General features: G+C 63.8%; 13 protein-coding genes. 2 read left to right on the forward strand and 11 right to left on the reverse strand.

Annotated elements, in window-relative coordinates; genetic code table 11:
- Positions 1-224: 224 nt before the first annotated feature.
- The 4 genes from IGX34_RS20025 to IGX34_RS20040 all read right to left on the reverse strand — a co-directional run bounded on the left by IGX34_RS20025 (position 225) and on the right by IGX34_RS20040 (position 4,182).
- Positions 225-533, reverse strand: coding sequence for an XAC0095 family protein (locus IGX34_RS20025; protein ID WP_192557525.1), 309 nt, complete (start codon positions 531-533; stop codon positions 225-227).
- A 486-nt stretch (positions 534-1,019) separates the two neighbouring features.
- Positions 1,020-2,345, reverse strand: coding sequence for a metal-dependent hydrolase family protein (locus tag IGX34_RS20030; protein ID WP_225737648.1), 1,326 nt, complete (start codon positions 2,343-2,345; stop codon positions 1,020-1,022).
- 71 nt (positions 2,346-2,416) lie between these two features.
- The gene (locus IGX34_RS20035; protein WP_192557526.1) at positions 2,417-3,115 is read right to left on the reverse strand and encodes an antibiotic biosynthesis monooxygenase family protein; all 699 of its coding nucleotides are present in this window, start codon (positions 3,113-3,115) and stop codon (positions 2,417-2,419) included.
- Positions 3,116-3,180: 65 nt separating this feature from the next.
- Positions 3,181-4,182: an alpha/beta hydrolase gene (locus IGX34_RS20040; protein ID WP_192557527.1), complete on the reverse strand. Its 1,002-nt coding sequence runs from the start codon at positions 4,180-4,182 to the stop codon at positions 3,181-3,183.
- 164 nt (positions 4,183-4,346) lie between these two features.
- Between IGX34_RS20040 and IGX34_RS20045 the strand changes: the two genes are divergently transcribed.
- On the forward strand, positions 4,347-4,757 hold the full coding sequence (locus tag IGX34_RS20045; protein ID WP_192557528.1) for a DUF302 domain-containing protein: 411 nt from the start codon (positions 4,347-4,349) through the stop codon (positions 4,755-4,757).
- Between the two features lie 75 nt (positions 4,758-4,832).
- Here the strand turns inward: IGX34_RS20045 and IGX34_RS20050 are convergent, their stop codons facing one another.
- The 3 genes from IGX34_RS20050 to IGX34_RS20060 all read right to left on the reverse strand — a co-directional run bounded on the left by IGX34_RS20050 (position 4,833) and on the right by IGX34_RS20060 (position 7,310).
- Positions 4,833-5,753 carry a serine hydrolase gene (locus IGX34_RS20050; RefSeq protein WP_192557529.1) on the reverse strand — a complete coding sequence of 307 codons (921 nt, stop codon included), beginning with the start codon at positions 5,751-5,753 and terminating at the stop codon, positions 4,833-4,835.
- Positions 5,754-5,841: 88 nt separating this feature from the next.
- Positions 5,842-6,726 (reverse strand): AraC family transcriptional regulator, encoded by an 885-nt coding sequence (locus tag IGX34_RS20055; RefSeq protein WP_192557530.1) that lies wholly within the window; start codon positions 6,724-6,726, stop codon positions 5,842-5,844.
- A gap of 74 nt (positions 6,727-6,800) precedes the next feature.
- Positions 6,801-7,310: a YbhB/YbcL family Raf kinase inhibitor-like protein gene (locus tag IGX34_RS20060; RefSeq protein ID WP_338015520.1), complete on the reverse strand. Its 510-nt coding sequence runs from the start codon at positions 7,308-7,310 to the stop codon at positions 6,801-6,803.
- Between the two features lie 121 nt (positions 7,311-7,431).
- Between IGX34_RS20060 and IGX34_RS20065 the strand changes: the two genes are divergently transcribed.
- Complete coding sequence (locus tag IGX34_RS20065) at positions 7,432-8,265, forward strand: metal-dependent hydrolase (protein WP_192557531.1); 834 nt, start codon at positions 7,432-7,434, stop codon at positions 8,263-8,265.
- Positions 8,266-8,329: 64 nt separating this feature from the next.
- Here the strand turns inward: IGX34_RS20065 and IGX34_RS20070 are convergent, their stop codons facing one another.
- From IGX34_RS20070 to IGX34_RS20085, 4 genes are all read right to left on the reverse strand, one after another.
- Positions 8,330-9,538, reverse strand: a complete 1,209-nt coding sequence (locus IGX34_RS20070; protein ID WP_192557532.1) for a M48 family metallopeptidase — start codon at positions 9,536-9,538, stop codon at positions 8,330-8,332.
- Between the two features lie 112 nt (positions 9,539-9,650).
- Positions 9,651-10,205, reverse strand: coding sequence for a hypothetical protein (locus IGX34_RS20075; protein ID WP_192557533.1), 555 nt, complete (start codon positions 10,203-10,205; stop codon positions 9,651-9,653).
- Positions 10,206-10,513: 308 nt separating this feature from the next.
- Positions 10,514-11,911, reverse strand: coding sequence for a PepSY-associated TM helix domain-containing protein (locus IGX34_RS20080; protein WP_192557534.1), 1,398 nt, complete (start codon positions 11,909-11,911; stop codon positions 10,514-10,516).
- Positions 11,883-14,195, reverse strand: coding sequence for a TonB-dependent receptor (locus IGX34_RS20085; RefSeq protein WP_192557535.1), 2,313 nt, complete (start codon positions 14,193-14,195; stop codon positions 11,883-11,885). Before IGX34_RS20085 ends, IGX34_RS20080 begins: the two co-directional genes overlap by 29 nt.
- Positions 14,196-14,314 lie beyond the last annotated feature (119 nt).

A 14,314-nucleotide genomic window follows, 5' to 3' on the forward strand; every position in this document is an offset into this window, starting at 1 on the left:
TCTTGCGGTGATGGTGGTTCGAAGCGTGGCTTCGATGTTGGTTTATGGCGAGGGTGGCCCCTCACCTCGGTCCTCTCCCCGGAGGGGAGAGGAGGAAGAGCGGTGGCTCGTACAGCGGGTATGTTCGCGGCGCGCTCTGCTCCCTCTCCCCTGCGGGGAGAGGGTTGGGGTGAGGGGGACACTCTTGCGGTGATGGTGGTTCGAAGCGTGGCTTCGATGTTGGTTTATGGCGAGGTTGGCCCCTCACCTCGATCCTCTCCCCGCAGGGGAGAGGAGGAAGAGCGGTGGTTCGTGCGGGTGGCGTGTTCTACGGCGTGCAGGGCATCTTCGAGTTGCACGGCGGCCATTTCGAAACACGTGCCCAACACGGAACGCCGAATTTCCAGCGGTTTGTCTTCCTCTTCTTTCGTCACTGCGTAAGTCATTTGCGCCAATAGACCCAAGTGATCGCGCAATTGCGCCAGCTTGCTATGGGCCTGTTCCGGTAGTGCCAGGCAAACCCCGGCTGCCGCTGCATGTCGTGCATCGTTCATTATCTTTGCTCCATGTTGGTAAACACGCCGCACCTTGCGCACGGCGTGCAGGGCTTACAGGAAAAATCCTGCGGTCAATGCCGGAAAGCTGCGCTTCCGGTTCGACACAACGCCCTTAGGGGCTCGACATTGTCTGAGTTGGACAACGGTGAAGCAGTGGGGACGGGCACTGCGGAGGCACGGAGACATGCACGTGCCGTATGATCGAATGTAACCATAACTAATTTCCTATGTGGTTGGTTGTGGCCAGCGGATTGTGTGGGGTGGTGCCCATGCAATCCGCGTCTCTTCACATCGTGTCGGGCGCGCTGCTTGCTCCAAACAATGGTGGCGCGCCCGACAACCCGACTTTCCCATCTACCCATCCCGATGTCTGTCAGTGAAAACTGGCAGAACGCATTTCTTGTATTTGACCTAAAGAAAACGGCCGCCCTGGATAAAGGCGGCCGTTGGTCTAAGCGATGCGGATGTCGTAGGCGAGTACGTTCAATGCGGCTGCTTGTAGATCGCGCCGCCCTTCATCACGAACGGTACCTGCTCGATGGCGCTGATATCTGCAGTGGGATCGCCTTGCACGGCGATGATGTCGGCATCGAGGCCTGCTTTGAGCTGCCCGAACTGATCTTGCTGGCGCAGGATTTTTGCATCGACCGCGGTTGCGGCAAGTAACGCGCGGGTGGGTGACATGCCGTCGCGCACCATCCATTCCAGCTCTTTGTAATTGGTGCCGTGGGTGAATACGCCTACGTCGCTGCCGGAGCCGATGGTGACGCCGCTTTGCAGGGCGAGCTTGAAGGCGTTGGCCGCTTGTTGCATGTCCTCGGTGTAGGGCAGGCCGGGTTTCCAGCCGTGGAAGTATTCGGCGTAGGCCGCTTCCGCTTCCAGCGTGGGCATGTAGGCCACGTTGTGCTGTTTCATCAGCTCGAATACTTCGCGCGTGCCGCCGTAGGCATGTTCGATGGTATCGACGCCAGCCAGCACGGAGCGGCGCATGCCTTCGGGTGTGGTGGAGTGCACGGCCACGGGCAGGCCCATGCCGTGGGCGGTGGCGACGGCGGCATTCAATTCTTCTTGAGTGAAGGTGGGTACGGCGCCTTTGCTCTTGCCGCAGTGATAGTCGGCATACAGCTTGATCCAGTCGGCGCCGTGGCCGGCCTGGTCGCGCACGGCGTCGATCATCTGCGCGGTGCCGCTTACGGGGATGCCGCCTTGCGGCAGATCCAGGTCGGTGCGGAAGCCCATCGGGCCGGGACCGTAGCAGTGCGCGGCGATGGTGGCGCGGGTGGCGACGAACATGTGTGGGCCGGGAATCAGGCCGTTATTGATGGCGTGCTGAATGTCGACATCGGCATAGCCTGCGCCTTCGGTGCCGAGGTCGCGCAGTACGGTGAAGCCGGCCATCAAGGTGTCGTGGGCGTGCTGCACGGCTTCGATGGTGCGGTAGGGCAGCGATTCTTTCAGCACCTGATCGTCCCACAGCGTTTCGTTGTACGGGTGCAGGAATACGTGCGAGTGCGCGTCGATCAGCCCAGGCAGCAAGGTGGTGCCGGGCAGTTCGATGGTCTGTGTGCCGGGTGGTGCGCTGACTTGCGAGGGCGGCCCCACGGCGGCGATCTTGTCGCCTTGCACCAGCACCACCCAGCCGGCATGGGCTTGTTCGCTGCGTGCGTCGAATACGCGGTCGGCTTTGAGCAGCCAGGGATGATCGGCCGGCTTGGGCACGCTTTGCGCGGATAGCTGCATGCTGCCACCCAGCGACAGCGCGCCCACAAGCCATGCGGCCGCAATGCGCCGGAGTCGATGCCTGGTCATGTCGTTTCCCCGTGGAGTTTGGCGTCAGGCTTTGTAGCACTGAACGCGCACAGGGGGAACGGCGGGCCTCGTTAGCGCGGCGGGTAGAACTGCGGCGCTTCGCGGCGGTCGTGCAGGCCGTAGTCGCGGATGACGCGGATGGCGTAGATCTGCGCGTGTACATCGTTGTGTCGCATGGCCTGTTCGGCGAAGGTGTTGGCTTCTTGCTGGCTGCGCCAGCCGGCGAGCAGGGCGATGCGTCCGGGTGTGCTGAGGTGATCGAAGATATCCGAGCCGATTGCGCCATCGTGGTCCGCTGCTGCAGCGCTGGCGAATTTCCATAGGGCAGAGCCAGGCGGCACGACGCCATCGATGATGGTGAGCGCGGCAGCTTGTCCGATCTGGGTTGGGTCCTGGCGCATCCAGCCTACCGGGCGATCCGCATACGGGCCGGCTACGCGTGTCACTTCGCCGACACGGATGTGGTAGTCGTCGAGCACGCCTTGCCGGCCGTCGCTTTGCGCTTGATGGTGTTTTTCCACGCTGCGCCAGCGCACCAGGGCTTTTTCGTCGTCCCACAGCGATAGGGACAGCAGATAGCCGGCACGCGTGCGGCTGCGGAAGCGTTCGTTTTCGAGAAAGCCGGGCATCTGGGTGAGGATTGGCCGCAGGCCCTGGGCGATGCGCAGATAATCCGCGCCGCGTGCGGGGTCCGGTTTCACTTCGAACACCACGGCGAACAGCGAGCGTGTGTTGCTGGTGGATGTGTTGGTAGCTGGGGAGGCAGGCATGGCGATAACCGAGGTACAGGCGAGTGCCATGCAGGCGATGGCGCGCAGACACGTGTGGGCAGGTTTCATGGCGATTGCGCTTCCACCGCGTGGATAAAGGCATCGACGCTGGCGTAGAGCGAGCCGCGGTTGCGTTCCAGATGCAGCACATGCGTGCCGTTGTCGATGCGCAGTCGCCAGCGCAGCGGGCTGTGCGTGAATCCGGCGAGGAAGTGCGTGGCGCCCTGGTCGTCCACCACGGTGTCGTAGTTGCCGTAGACCACGAACACGGGCACCTGCACGTCGCTGGCGCGATAGGGGTAGCTGCCGGCGGCAACGGTGTCGATATCCGCCAGTGGACCGGAAGGAATGCGCAGCGCGTCATCCTTGTCGCCGGGGACATGCGGCACCGATGCGGCGAAGGCGGCGGCCCAGTTCCGGTCGACGGCAGGTTCGAGCAGATAGGTGTTGCGCGGCAGTTCGTCCTTGAAGCGCAATTGCTCCAGCCGCTGTTGTGCGGTGATGCTCCACCAGGCGCTATGCGCCGAGTCATCGCCGGCCGCGGTTTTGACCGGCACGATCGGACCGAACAAGGTGAGCGAGGTCAATGCGGCAGGATGTTGTGCGGCAAACAGCGCGGCCGGCACGGTGCCCCAGGAATGCGCCACCACGTGGATATGCTGCATACCTTGCGTGTTGCGCAGATAGGCGGCAGCGAGGGCGATTTCGACGGCGGCTTCGCGTGCCTCGGCAACCGGTGCCGCCTGCTTGGCCGGGCCGAGCATGGCCGGTGGCCGGCTGGAGCCGCCGAAGCCGAGAAAATCCAGCCCGCAGGCCAGATAGCCGTGGCGTGCCGCATCGTGCAGCCAGGAATCGCCGGGGCTGAACTGGAAACCCGCCGCCAGCAGGGTGGGGAAGCTGGCGCCGTGCACGAACAGCACGGCGGCGCGTGGCGGCTGCGCGGGATGCACGCAATGCAGGGCGAGGTGTTCGGCCGGGGCCTGCGGCAGGGGCAACGCGATGGTGTCGATCGGCGGATACGCGGCAGGTGCCGCAAGCGCGAGGGTCATGGCCAGCGATGCCAGCATGTGGAAGGGTCCGTGGGGAGCTGGACCCAGCTTAGGTTCGGGTGGCGCCGGCTTGCTTCGGGCTGGAGCTAAGTATCGGGTGCTGCCTGCGTGCTAGCGCGCTGCGCACGGTCATCCATTTCGATGCATCATGCGCGTTCGTATCCATGCATAGGTGGCGCACCATGGTCAGTGAGCAGAGCACGCAGGAGTCGGCCGGGCTGGTTACGCTGCCTAGTCGGTGGTCGTACGCGGATACGCTGCAACGCCTGCTGGCCGCGCTGGCCGAGCACGGCATCAAGGTGTTCACGACGATCGACCAGCAGGCCGAGGCGCAGGTCGTCGGCCTGGCGATGCCGCCGACTGCGCTGATCCTGTTCGGCAATCCCAAGGCCGGTACGCCGGTGATGCTGGCCAATGCTGCGGCGGGTATCGATCTGCCCTTGAAGCTGCTGGTGACCGAAACGGAGCCGGGCCGGGTGGAGGTGATCATGAATACCGCGGCCTACGTGCTCCGGCGGCATGCCTTGCCGGATGCGTTGCTGGCCAATCTCGCGCCGGCCGAACGCCTGATCGCCGCGGTGCTTGCCGGTTGAGCAAGCACTACTGCATTACGGCTTGGCCGGATGCAGGGCGGTGGTGACGGTTTTCGCCAGATCAACATAAAGTTGCTAGCGCTGTTCTTCGCTGGCATTCGACGCGCTGAGAAACGCGGCCACGATCACCGTATGCCCGTCAGGCCAGCTGAAGATGCCGATATCGTTGTACGCGGCCGTGCGGCCATCGATGGTGGGCGACGTGCCGCACTTGTCGGCCAGCCGCACGGCCGGTGGCAGACCGGCGCGCATGCGATTGGGTACCGTCTGCGCGTACATCAGGTCGAGCAGATAGGTGGTGGAGGCCGGCGACAGCAGCTCGCGCTGCCAGAGTTTGCGCAACAGCAGGGCGGCGGCATCCGGCGTGCTGCGGTTGCCCGGGTCGGCGAGAAAGCGTTGGTAGCCGCGCTGATAGCGCTGATCCTGCTGGGCATCGGTTTCGTTGGCAGGCGCCTGCTCGCCGGGAGCCAGCGCTTCGAACAGGCGCGTATTGCCCGCTTCGTTGCGATCGACATGCAGGCCGTCGATGCCGTGCGCGCGCAAATAGCTTTCCACCACGCCGGGACCGCCGATAAACCGGATCAGGCTATCGACCGCGGTGTTATCGCTTTTGCTTACGGCAAAGGCCAATAGCTGGCGCACGGTGAAGTCCATGTGCTCGCCGCGGAACTGCTGGCGGATCACGCCGCTCCCCAAATCTGCGCGCGTTACGCGCACCGTTTGCTCGAAGCTGTTCTGGCCATGCGCGATGCGGTCGAGCACCGCAGCCGCGACCGGCACCTTGAACACGCTCATCATCGGATAGGCCTGGCCGGCGTTGATATGCCAGCTGGCGCCGCTCTGCAGGTCGAGCACGGTCATGCCGAAGCTGCCGGGCTGTGCGCGTTGCGCCAAGGCTTCCAGTTTTGCCTGTAGGGTTGCGGGCGCGGCTGCGGCTGTTGTTGGTGCCAGACCAATCAGGGCGAGCGCAAGCAGCGAGTTCATCAAATAGTTCATCGGTGTCGTCCCTGGCAATGGTGTGAAACGCAACACGCTGGCATGCCGAAGTGGCAAAACCATGGCGTCCGGCTGATCGGCCGGCGACTTATTTCAGCGGCAGGAAAATATCCACCTCTGCCTCATGCTCGGGCACATCCGGGAAGAAGCGCAGGCGTTGCAGGTAGAGCGGGAAGTCGCGCGGTTCTTCGCCGCTTTGCGGCAGCCATTCGGCATACAGATAGTGCACGGATTGCCGCAGGGTGTCGTCCGAACCGGTATGACGCAGCACGGCGCAGCGGCCGGCCGGGAGGGTCTTGCGCACGATGCCGCTGCTGTCGCCGGCAAGCGCGAGGTCGGTGGCTACGCACAGGTCGAAGCGATAGTCGGCCGGATCGGTTTCCTGCGGGTCGTCGTAGAGGATATTGAAGGTGGCGTTGCGCTGAGGCGGCAGCTGATGCTGCTTGCGCCAGGCGATGAATGCGCGGATCGAATCGCCGAGCCGTTCGGGATCGCCGCGGTGTTCCAGCACGGCGATGGGAATCGCTTCGACCTCGATCACCCGCACGTGGTGGGCTTGCGGCAGGTTCGGCATGTGCTGGGTCCTCAGCGCGGCGAGCGGTTGGTAAATGGCGTGCCAGGCCGGCCATTGCGGCTGCCGGCGGAAGTCGCTGGGTGTCTGGCCCAGGTTTTTCTTGAAGGCGCGGGCGAACGATTCGGCGTTGTCGTAGCCGCTGTCCAGCGCAATCTCGGTGACCGATTGCGTGGGGCGGAAAGCGAGTTGTTGCGAGGCGCGTTTCAAGCGGCTGAGCTGGATGTAGCGATAGACGCCGAGGCCGAACAGTTCGGAGAACTGGCGCTGGAAATGATGTTTCGAGAATGCGGTGAGCGTGCTGAGCCGGTCCAGGCTCAGGTCCTCGTCGAGGTGGGCGTCGATATAGGCGAGTACGTGCTGAAAACGTGCGCGATAGGCGTCGCTGGACCGGGCGTTCAAGGGTATGTCTCCGTGATCGACATCACCTTACGCATCCGCCGCGCCGTTCGCCTGACAGAAATTGCGCAGTATCCCTAGTTGCTGCGTCCGTACAGCCCGGTGAGCTGCCCTTGCGCCAGCACATGTCCTTGCATGGCGGCGTCCAGGCGCTGTTCGTCCTGTCCGGACGGCAGGGCGGGATCGATGTCCAGCGCGTAGACGCGGAACACGTAGTGATGCGGCGCGCCCGGCGGCGGGCACGGGCCGCCGTAGCCGGCATGCCCGAAGCCGTTGCTGCCTTCGGCCGCACGCGCGAGCCGCTTGCCCGCACCGGCGGCGGCTTCCGGCAGGGCGTGGATATCGGCCGGGATGTTGTAGGCAAGCCAGTGCGTGAACGGCTGCGGCGCGTCGGGATCGTCGACCACGATGGCGTAGCTTTTGGCGCCGGCGATGGTGGTCCATTGCAGGGCCGGCGATACGTCGGGCCCGTCGCAGCTCAGCCGTTGTGGCATGCGTTGGCCGTCTGCAAAGCTGTGGCTGGATACCTGCAATGTCTGCGGCTGCTGCGCCGGTGCCGGATCTGCCGCGGCCAGTGCCAGCAGCACGGCGCCTGCTATACAGCAAGTTCGCGTCATCGATGCCATGATCAGTCCCCAAGCGATCCGGAGTGCAAGCTTAGCGCCAAGCTCCCGCCGCCGTCGTCAGTCCAACCTGCCTGGTGTTGCCATGACCTATGACCCTCGCATCGTCCGGCGTGATCTGCATTTCGATATGCAGGCGGATATACCGCGCTACTGGCTCAACGGCGATGCGCACCAGACGCGCTATTTCGATGCCTTGTCGCTGATGTTTCCGGATGGCGAGCGCTTCTTTATCGACAGCGTGCGCGCGTTTCGTCCCGACATCGCCGGCGATATGCAACTGGATGCGGCGGTGGGCGGTTTTATCGGGCAGGAGGCAATGCATAGCCGCGAGCATCTGCTCTACAACGAACGCCTGCAGCGTCAGGGTGTGGATGCGCAGGGGCTGATGCAGATCGTGAAGGATGTGCAGGATCAGCGCGCACGCACGCTGTCTGCAGCGGGACAACTGGCCTTGACCATCTGCCTGGAACACTTCACGGCGATGCTGGCCGATCACCTGCTGCGCCATCCGGCCGGCATGCGCAAGGCCGATCCGCGCATGGCGGCGATCTGGCGCTGGCATGCACTGGAGGAAACCGAGCACAAGGCGGTGGCCTTCGATGTGTATCAGCGTGTGGGCGGCACGCCCTTCATACGCTGGCGTCGCCGCTGCCGCGCGATGTTGTGGGTGACGATGCTGTTTACCTATCGCACCTGGCAATTCATGTGGCGGCTGTCGAAAACGGACGGCACTCAAAAGGATTGGCGCGGCTGGCTGCGCCTGCTCGGCTTTCTGTTCGTGTCGCCGGCGCCGATCACGCGCATCGGCGGGCAATGGCTACGCTGGTTTTTGCCGGGCTTTCATCCGTGGAAGCACGACAACCGCGTGCTGATGGAAGCGGCGCGCGTGGATGTGGAGCAGCGGATGCAGGCGTGAGTGCCTGCGTGCAATGCACTGCCAACGTCATGCCGGCCTTCGCCGGCATGACGTCGAACGGGTCTTATGGCTGTACCCGGCACTCCGCCGGCAAATCCGTGGCTGGCAGATCGCTGACGCACGCCCACTTGACGGTGTTGTTGCTGATATAGGGCTTCAACTGCAGCACATGGCTGCGCAGGTTGGCCTTGGCAAACGTGATGGTCAGCATGCCGTTTTGTTCCAGCTCGATGCCGGCTACCTGCTGATCGCCGGGGAACGAGCTGAGATCGAGTTGCCCCAGTGTTGTGGGCCATTGCTGCTGGCTGATGCCATATTGCGCAACGGCCTGCCGGTAGGGCGCGCTGTCATTCATGGCGGCGTTGATGGCGGCCCGGTCCAGATAGTTCTGGTAGGCCGGAATGGCGATGGCTGCGAGAATCGCGATATAGGCAATCACCACCACGCCGCCGGCGATGCCAAGGCCCGGTACGCGCGGTAGCAGCAAGCTGATCAGATAGGCGAAGGGATTGCGCGAGCCCAGCTGCGGCGAGCGCTTGTCCGCCAGCGCGCGCAGCCATGCATGGCGCTTGCTCAGCCACGGATAGTCGCCGACCAGTTCGTGCAGCGACATCCAGAAACCGGGCTTTACCGCCGCGCTTTTGCTGTATTCCTCCAGATCCACCGTGCGCCAGCGGCGCTTGCCGGCGGCCAGTGCGACCAGGCCGTATTGCGCATCTTCCGGATGTTCGCAGACGGCCAGTCCGTGCCGGTCGCAGGTGTATTCGCGCGAACGCGAATAGGCGGCGCCGAGCAGCGGCAGAAACAGCGCCGGGGCCAGGATCTTCGACCAGGTCAGGTGGTGCCGGCGCAGATGGCCAAGCTCGTGCCCGATGTAGAAATCCAGCGCGCCGGGACGATCTTCCATGCTGTCCACCACATCCGACAGCAGCACCACGAAGTTGCGGCCGAGGAAGCGGGTGGCAAAGGCATTGAGCACACCATTGCCGTTGACCAAGTAGGCTTCCGGCACCTGCTCCATGCCCAGTTTGCGGGTGCAGCGATAGATCCGCTGGCACAGGTCCGGCATCTGCTTGGGCGTGATGCGAATGGCGTTGCCGCGCAGGTGCGCGATCAAGGCCGAATGCGCCACCAGCGCGAACAGCGCGATCACCAGGATGTAGATCAGCAACGTGCCGTAGGTGCACAGCAGCAGGGCTGCCCAGATGATGATGGAGAAGGCCAGCGCGATGGCGCGCAAAGTCACCTCGTTGCGATAAACGAGTTCGTTCATTTCCGTATTTCCCCTTGTCCGGCGCATCCCCCGATGCGCGCGGCCAGTCTAGAGCAGGGGAGGTCCGGCATACCAGCAGCCGGCGCGCACGCCGGCCACCGGTAGCGCAGGGTCAGTTGGCGTCGGCCAGGCTGACAGTGACGAAGGTGCGGTGATAGAAGCGGGCGAGCAGGGTGCTGTCGTCCACTTGCACGGAGCTGACGGCCATCGGCGGCGTATTCGGATACAGCTCCGGCGTGGCAAAACTCAGCAGCGGGTCGACGATTTGCAGATACGTGGTGTGGTTGCGAGTCATCACCGGAATATCGGCCACACCGCCGAGGCGCTGCACCCAGAACGACACATGGCCGTCCTCGGGTACTACAAAGTTCTGGTTGGTACTGGCCACGTTGCGCCAATACGGCGTCAGCGAAATCGTCTTGACCAGATGCATGGCCGGGCAATCGCTGTTGCACATGGCGATCTGCAGAATCATCACCGGCTGCGCATTGAAGGAACTGATCTTGATGACATCGCCCTTCTTCAGCGCCGTGGCGCTCTGGAACATCATCGGTTTGCCGGCAGTGTCGTTGAGCAGCACCGAGAAGGCGGCAGGGTCGGCAGCCTGGGCCACCGACGCGGTGGCGAGACTGCAGCAGGCGATGGCTAGCATGCGGGACAGGAACATGGCGGCGGCTCCTTGCTGGGCGTCCTTGCATCGCTGCCCGGAGGGGAATGAGGGCAGGTCACTGTGCGTGGCGTGGCCGACGATACGCCGATTTCGCTGTCATGTCAGTTAGCTGCGGAGGCCATTTTTTAACCTGCAATCGACTTGGTCAGGCCTTCGTTCCGTCTCTTTTTTGCTTGGCGAAGGACGCTGTTTTGCAGTGATGCGGCAATTTCCCTCACCGTCATTCCGGCCTTCGCCGGAATGACGATGGAGGGTGAGGCCGATTTGTTGGTTTTATCGAACGCACTGAGCAACAAAACAGCGAATCACACCGACTCGGCCAGGCCGAGAAAGCGGCGAGTTCGTGCGATTCGGCGCAGGAAAATGCGTTCGATCAACCACACCAGCAACATCGAACCGCCCAGCAACGGCAGGAACACGCCGAGCACGATCAGCAAGGCCACCAGCGCGCCCGGATAGCACGCCCCGACCAGTACGGGCGGGGCACCGAGCGTGCCGCTGGGACGGCGGCGCCACCACATCACCACCGCGCTGGTGCACAGGGTCATCAGGCCGAGCGCCGTGAACACCCCGAGGATTTGATTGAGCGGCGGAAACAGCGCGCCTTCGTGGATGGCGATGCCGTAGCCGATGATGCGATCGAGCAGCGGTTTTTGCGCGAAGCTGCTGCGTTGCAGGATGCTGCCGTCGTCGGCCAGCACCAGGCTGCTGCGGCGCGGGCGGTCATCGGCGTCGGAGCGTGCCGTCCAATGCGTGGCGTGTTGCGACGGCGGTGCGATCAGTACGGGCGGTGCAAGCTGTTGTCGGGTAACTGCCGGTATCAGCCGGTCGATGGTGCTGTAGTCGCTCGGCGTGCTGGCCGACATATCGCCCATATCCATGCCCGGCATGCTCATGCCCATGGCGGCATGCTCGTTGGCCGCCTGGGTGTTTTCGGCCTTGATCTGCGCGCGTTCCGAAGCGCTGCCGGTGGTCCAGTCCTGCGCGTTGGCGCCGGCCGCCCAGCTTTGCCGCACCGTGTGCAACATGCCGCCCCAGGATTTGCTCCACGGCAGGCCCGACAGCAGCAACAGCAGCGCAAACGAGGAGATCCACAGGCCGGCCACCGCATGCAGGTCGCGCCAGAAAATGCGTCGTCCTTGGCGCAGGCGCGGATACAGCGTGCCGGCAATGCGGCCGTTGCGCGGCCACCATAGATACAGGCCGGTGATCAGCATCAGGATGGTCCACGACGCCGCCAGTTCCACCAGCATCGAGCCGCCGCTGCCAAGCAGCAGTTCGCCGTGCAGGTAGAAGATCACTTTCATGAAGCGATCGTTCTCGCGCACCACGCCCAGCACTTGCAGGTTGGCGGGATTGACGAACACGCGCACCAGTTCGGCGCCGTGCCCGACCAGCACGCGTGCGGCCGCTTGCGGCGAGGCCGGTAGTACGTACGCGTTGAGCACAGAGCCCGGCACCGCACGCAAGGCCGCCGCCACTTGTGCCGAAGCCGGCTGCGCCGCTGCATGGGTGACCTGTGCATAGCGCCGTTCCAGCAGCGGCTCCAACTGCGGCTTGAACAAATAGATCAGGCCGGTAGTGGCCAGCCACAACACGAAGGGCAGGCAGAACAGCCCGGCATAGAAATGCCAGCGCCAGATCAGGCGGTACGCATCGCGCCGCAGCGGGCGCTCAGAGACGGAATTTAAGACTGGCGACATAAGTGCGCTGCGGGAAGGGGTGATACAGGAAATATTTTTCGTTGCTGAGATTGTCGATGCCGAACGACGCGGACAGCTGCTGATTGATCTGGTAGTTCACATGCGCGTCGAACACCAGGAAGCGGTCGAAGGCACCGAACACGTTCGAGGTGTTATCGGTGTTGTCCAGCGTGGAGTACTGCTTGCCGCTATAGCGCCCGGCCAGGGTGAACGCCCAGGCGGCGCTGGGGCGATACGTGGCTACAGCAGTGGCACGCCAGCGCGGCACGTAGGGCACATGCTTGCCATTGGCGGTGGTGCCGGTGCTGCTGGCAAAGCTGGGGTCGGCCAGGATGGTGGAATCGACGAAGGTGACGCTGCCGGAAAGCTCCAGCCCCTGGATCAGCACATTGTTCTGCTGCGCCGCCAGTTCGATCCCGCGATTGCGTACCTCGCCCACATTCATGGTGTAGGTGACCGGCACGGCGTAGTTGGGCAGGGTCGAGGTTTGCGAGATCAGCGCATTGCGCGTGTTTTCCTGGAATAGCGACAACCGCAGCGAGCCATCGTCGATCGCATGGTCCAGCGCGAGTTCGCCGCTGCGGTCGCGCTCCGGCTGCAGGTTCGGATTGGGCGAGGTAAACGTGGCTCCGGTGGAAACCAGCTGATACAGCTCGCCGACGGTCGGGAAGCGCAGCGACTTGGCGAGCGAACCGGTAAGTCGCCAAGTAGGTGCGATGTCCCAGCGCAAGGTGGCCTTGGGCGAAAAGCCGGAGGCTTGTTCATTTGGCTGATATACCGCGGTCTTGCCGCTGAAGTTGAAACCGTCGCTGGCTTTCCAGCGCTCGTAGCGAGCGCCGAAAGTCGCCAGCAAATCCGGTGTGAGCTGCCATGCATCCTGCAGCCACAGCGCGTCGGTGCGGGTCTTGCCGCTGCCGGCGGAGTACAGGCCGGTGAGGCTGTCCGGATCCTGCCAAAGCTTGCTGCTGTAGGTGGGATTGGCCAGCGTGTAGGTGTCGGCATGCACACCGCCGGTGATTTCATGCGCGCCGCCATAGCCTTGCGGCCGCCAGGTGCCTTGCAGGTCGGCGGTGGACCAGTTGGTGCCGGCATAGCTGGCCAGCAGTCCGTTCGGCGTAAAGCTCATGCCGCTGCCGACGCCATACGGCGACCACTGATCATCCTTGATGAACTGATAGTGCGTAACGATCAGCGAGCCGTCGAAGGCGCCGCAGGTATTGGTCTTCAGCGATGCCGCCTGCATCAGGTGATGCTCGACGATGCCGTAGGTATTGCTGGCGAAGCCCGCAGCCTTGCCGTAGGAGGGAGCACCGGCGGCCGTGCTCAGATAGGTCTGCGTGCGCGATTGCCCGTCATTGCTCCAATAGCCGACCCAGTAGCCGGCCTGCAGCCACGGGGTGAGGTCGTAGGCGAACTTGCCGTCCAGATTGAGCATGCGTGTATGCAGCAGGCCACCGGCGCCGAGCACGTTGGCGGTCTGGCCTACTTTGTTGAGCGCCGGCACGGTGCCGCTGGTGCCGGCGGGCATCGATCCGCTGGTGATAAAACTCAGCGGCTGGCTGAAGCTGTTGGCGCTGTTGGCGCCGACGAACCAGGAGAATTTTCCGCTGCGCCCGCTGGCGGTGACGCTGGTCTTGCTGGTGGCGTAGTTGCCGTGCGTGCCATACAGGCTGAAGGTCTGCAGCGCTTCGGTCTGCTCGATGGTTACCTCGGGCTTGTCCGGCGTGCGTGTGGTGATGCGCAGTACGCCGCCCATCGCATTGCCGGGATAGGCTGCGGAGTAGGGGCCGTACAGCATGTCGACACGGTCGATCTCGTCCGGCGCCAGCATGCCCCAGCGCGGTGCGCCGATGGTGTTGTTGTTGGCGATCAGCGCGGAGATCGGAATGTCGTCGACATACACCAGGCTGCGCGCGCTGGAATTCACACCCCAGTCGCGCGTGGCCAGCACTGGCTGCGTATCGCCTTCGTTGCGCTTGCGCACAAACAGGCTGGGCAGGTACTTCACCGCATCTTCCACATCCACCGCGTTCACGCTGTCGTTGATCTGCGCGGCAGTGATGCTGACCTGGGTGGCGGCAAAGGCCGGCGTACTGGCCGGCGGCTGGTTCATGGGCGCGGTGACGCTGACGGCGGTCAGCGTGGTGGTTTTCCTGGTCTTGTCAGGGGCGGTGTCACCGGACGAGGCCGGTGGATTCTGACCGCCCTGGGCCAGCGCGATGGACGATGCCAGCACGGCCAAAGGCAACGCGACAAGCGCGTTGGTGCGAAGAGTTGTGCGCATTGAAAAACGATTCCAGTCGACCGCCCTGTCGCTCCGCAAAGAGGACAGAAACAACGGGGATCAACGCTTCGACAGCGACCCTTGCCATGCACGAGCAGGCATAAGGGCAGCGCAAGGCC

Source organism: Dyella acidiphila, from assembly GCF_014863405.1.
In the GTDB taxonomy this organism is placed as follows: domain Bacteria; phylum Pseudomonadota; class Gammaproteobacteria; order Xanthomonadales; family Rhodanobacteraceae; genus Dyella_B; species Dyella_B acidiphila.

What these genes read in the sequence shown, in the direction of transcription:
- IGX34_RS20025 (WP_192557525.1), bottom strand. Translation starts at nt 533, where the DNA reads ATGAACGATGCACGACATGCAGCGGCAGCCGGGGTTTGCCTGGCACTA.
- IGX34_RS20040 (WP_192557527.1), bottom strand. Translation starts at nt 4,182, where the DNA reads ATGCTGGCATCGCTGGCCATGACCCTCGCGCTTGCGGCACCTGCCGCG.
- IGX34_RS20050 (WP_192557529.1), bottom strand. Translation starts at nt 5,753, where the DNA reads ATGAACTATTTGATGAACTCGCTGCTTGCGCTCGCCCTGATTGGTCTG.
- IGX34_RS20070 (WP_192557532.1), bottom strand. Translation starts at nt 9,538, where the DNA reads ATGAACGAACTCGTTTATCGCAACGAGGTGACTTTGCGCGCCATCGCG.
- IGX34_RS20085 (WP_192557535.1), bottom strand. Translation starts at nt 14,195, where the DNA reads ATGCGCACAACTCTTCGCACCAACGCGCTTGTCGCGTTGCCTTTGGCC.
- IGX34_RS20035 (WP_192557526.1), bottom strand. Translation starts at nt 3,115, where the DNA reads ATGCCTGCCTCCCCAGCTACCAACACATCCACCAGCAACACACGCTCG.
- IGX34_RS20080 (WP_192557534.1), bottom strand. Translation starts at nt 11,911, where the DNA reads ATGTCGCCAGTCTTAAATTCCGTCTCTGAGCGCCCGCTGCGGCGCGAT.
- IGX34_RS20030 (WP_225737648.1), bottom strand. Translation starts at nt 2,345, where the DNA reads ATGACCAGGCATCGACTCCGGCGCATTGCGGCCGCATGGCTTGTGGGC.
- IGX34_RS20065 (WP_192557531.1), top strand. Translation starts at nt 7,432, where the DNA reads ATGACCTATGACCCTCGCATCGTCCGGCGTGATCTGCATTTCGATATG.
- IGX34_RS20075 (WP_192557533.1), bottom strand. Translation starts at nt 10,205, where the DNA reads ATGTTCCTGTCCCGCATGCTAGCCATCGCCTGCTGCAGTCTCGCCACC.
- IGX34_RS20045 (WP_192557528.1), top strand. Translation starts at nt 4,347, where the DNA reads ATGGTCAGTGAGCAGAGCACGCAGGAGTCGGCCGGGCTGGTTACGCTG.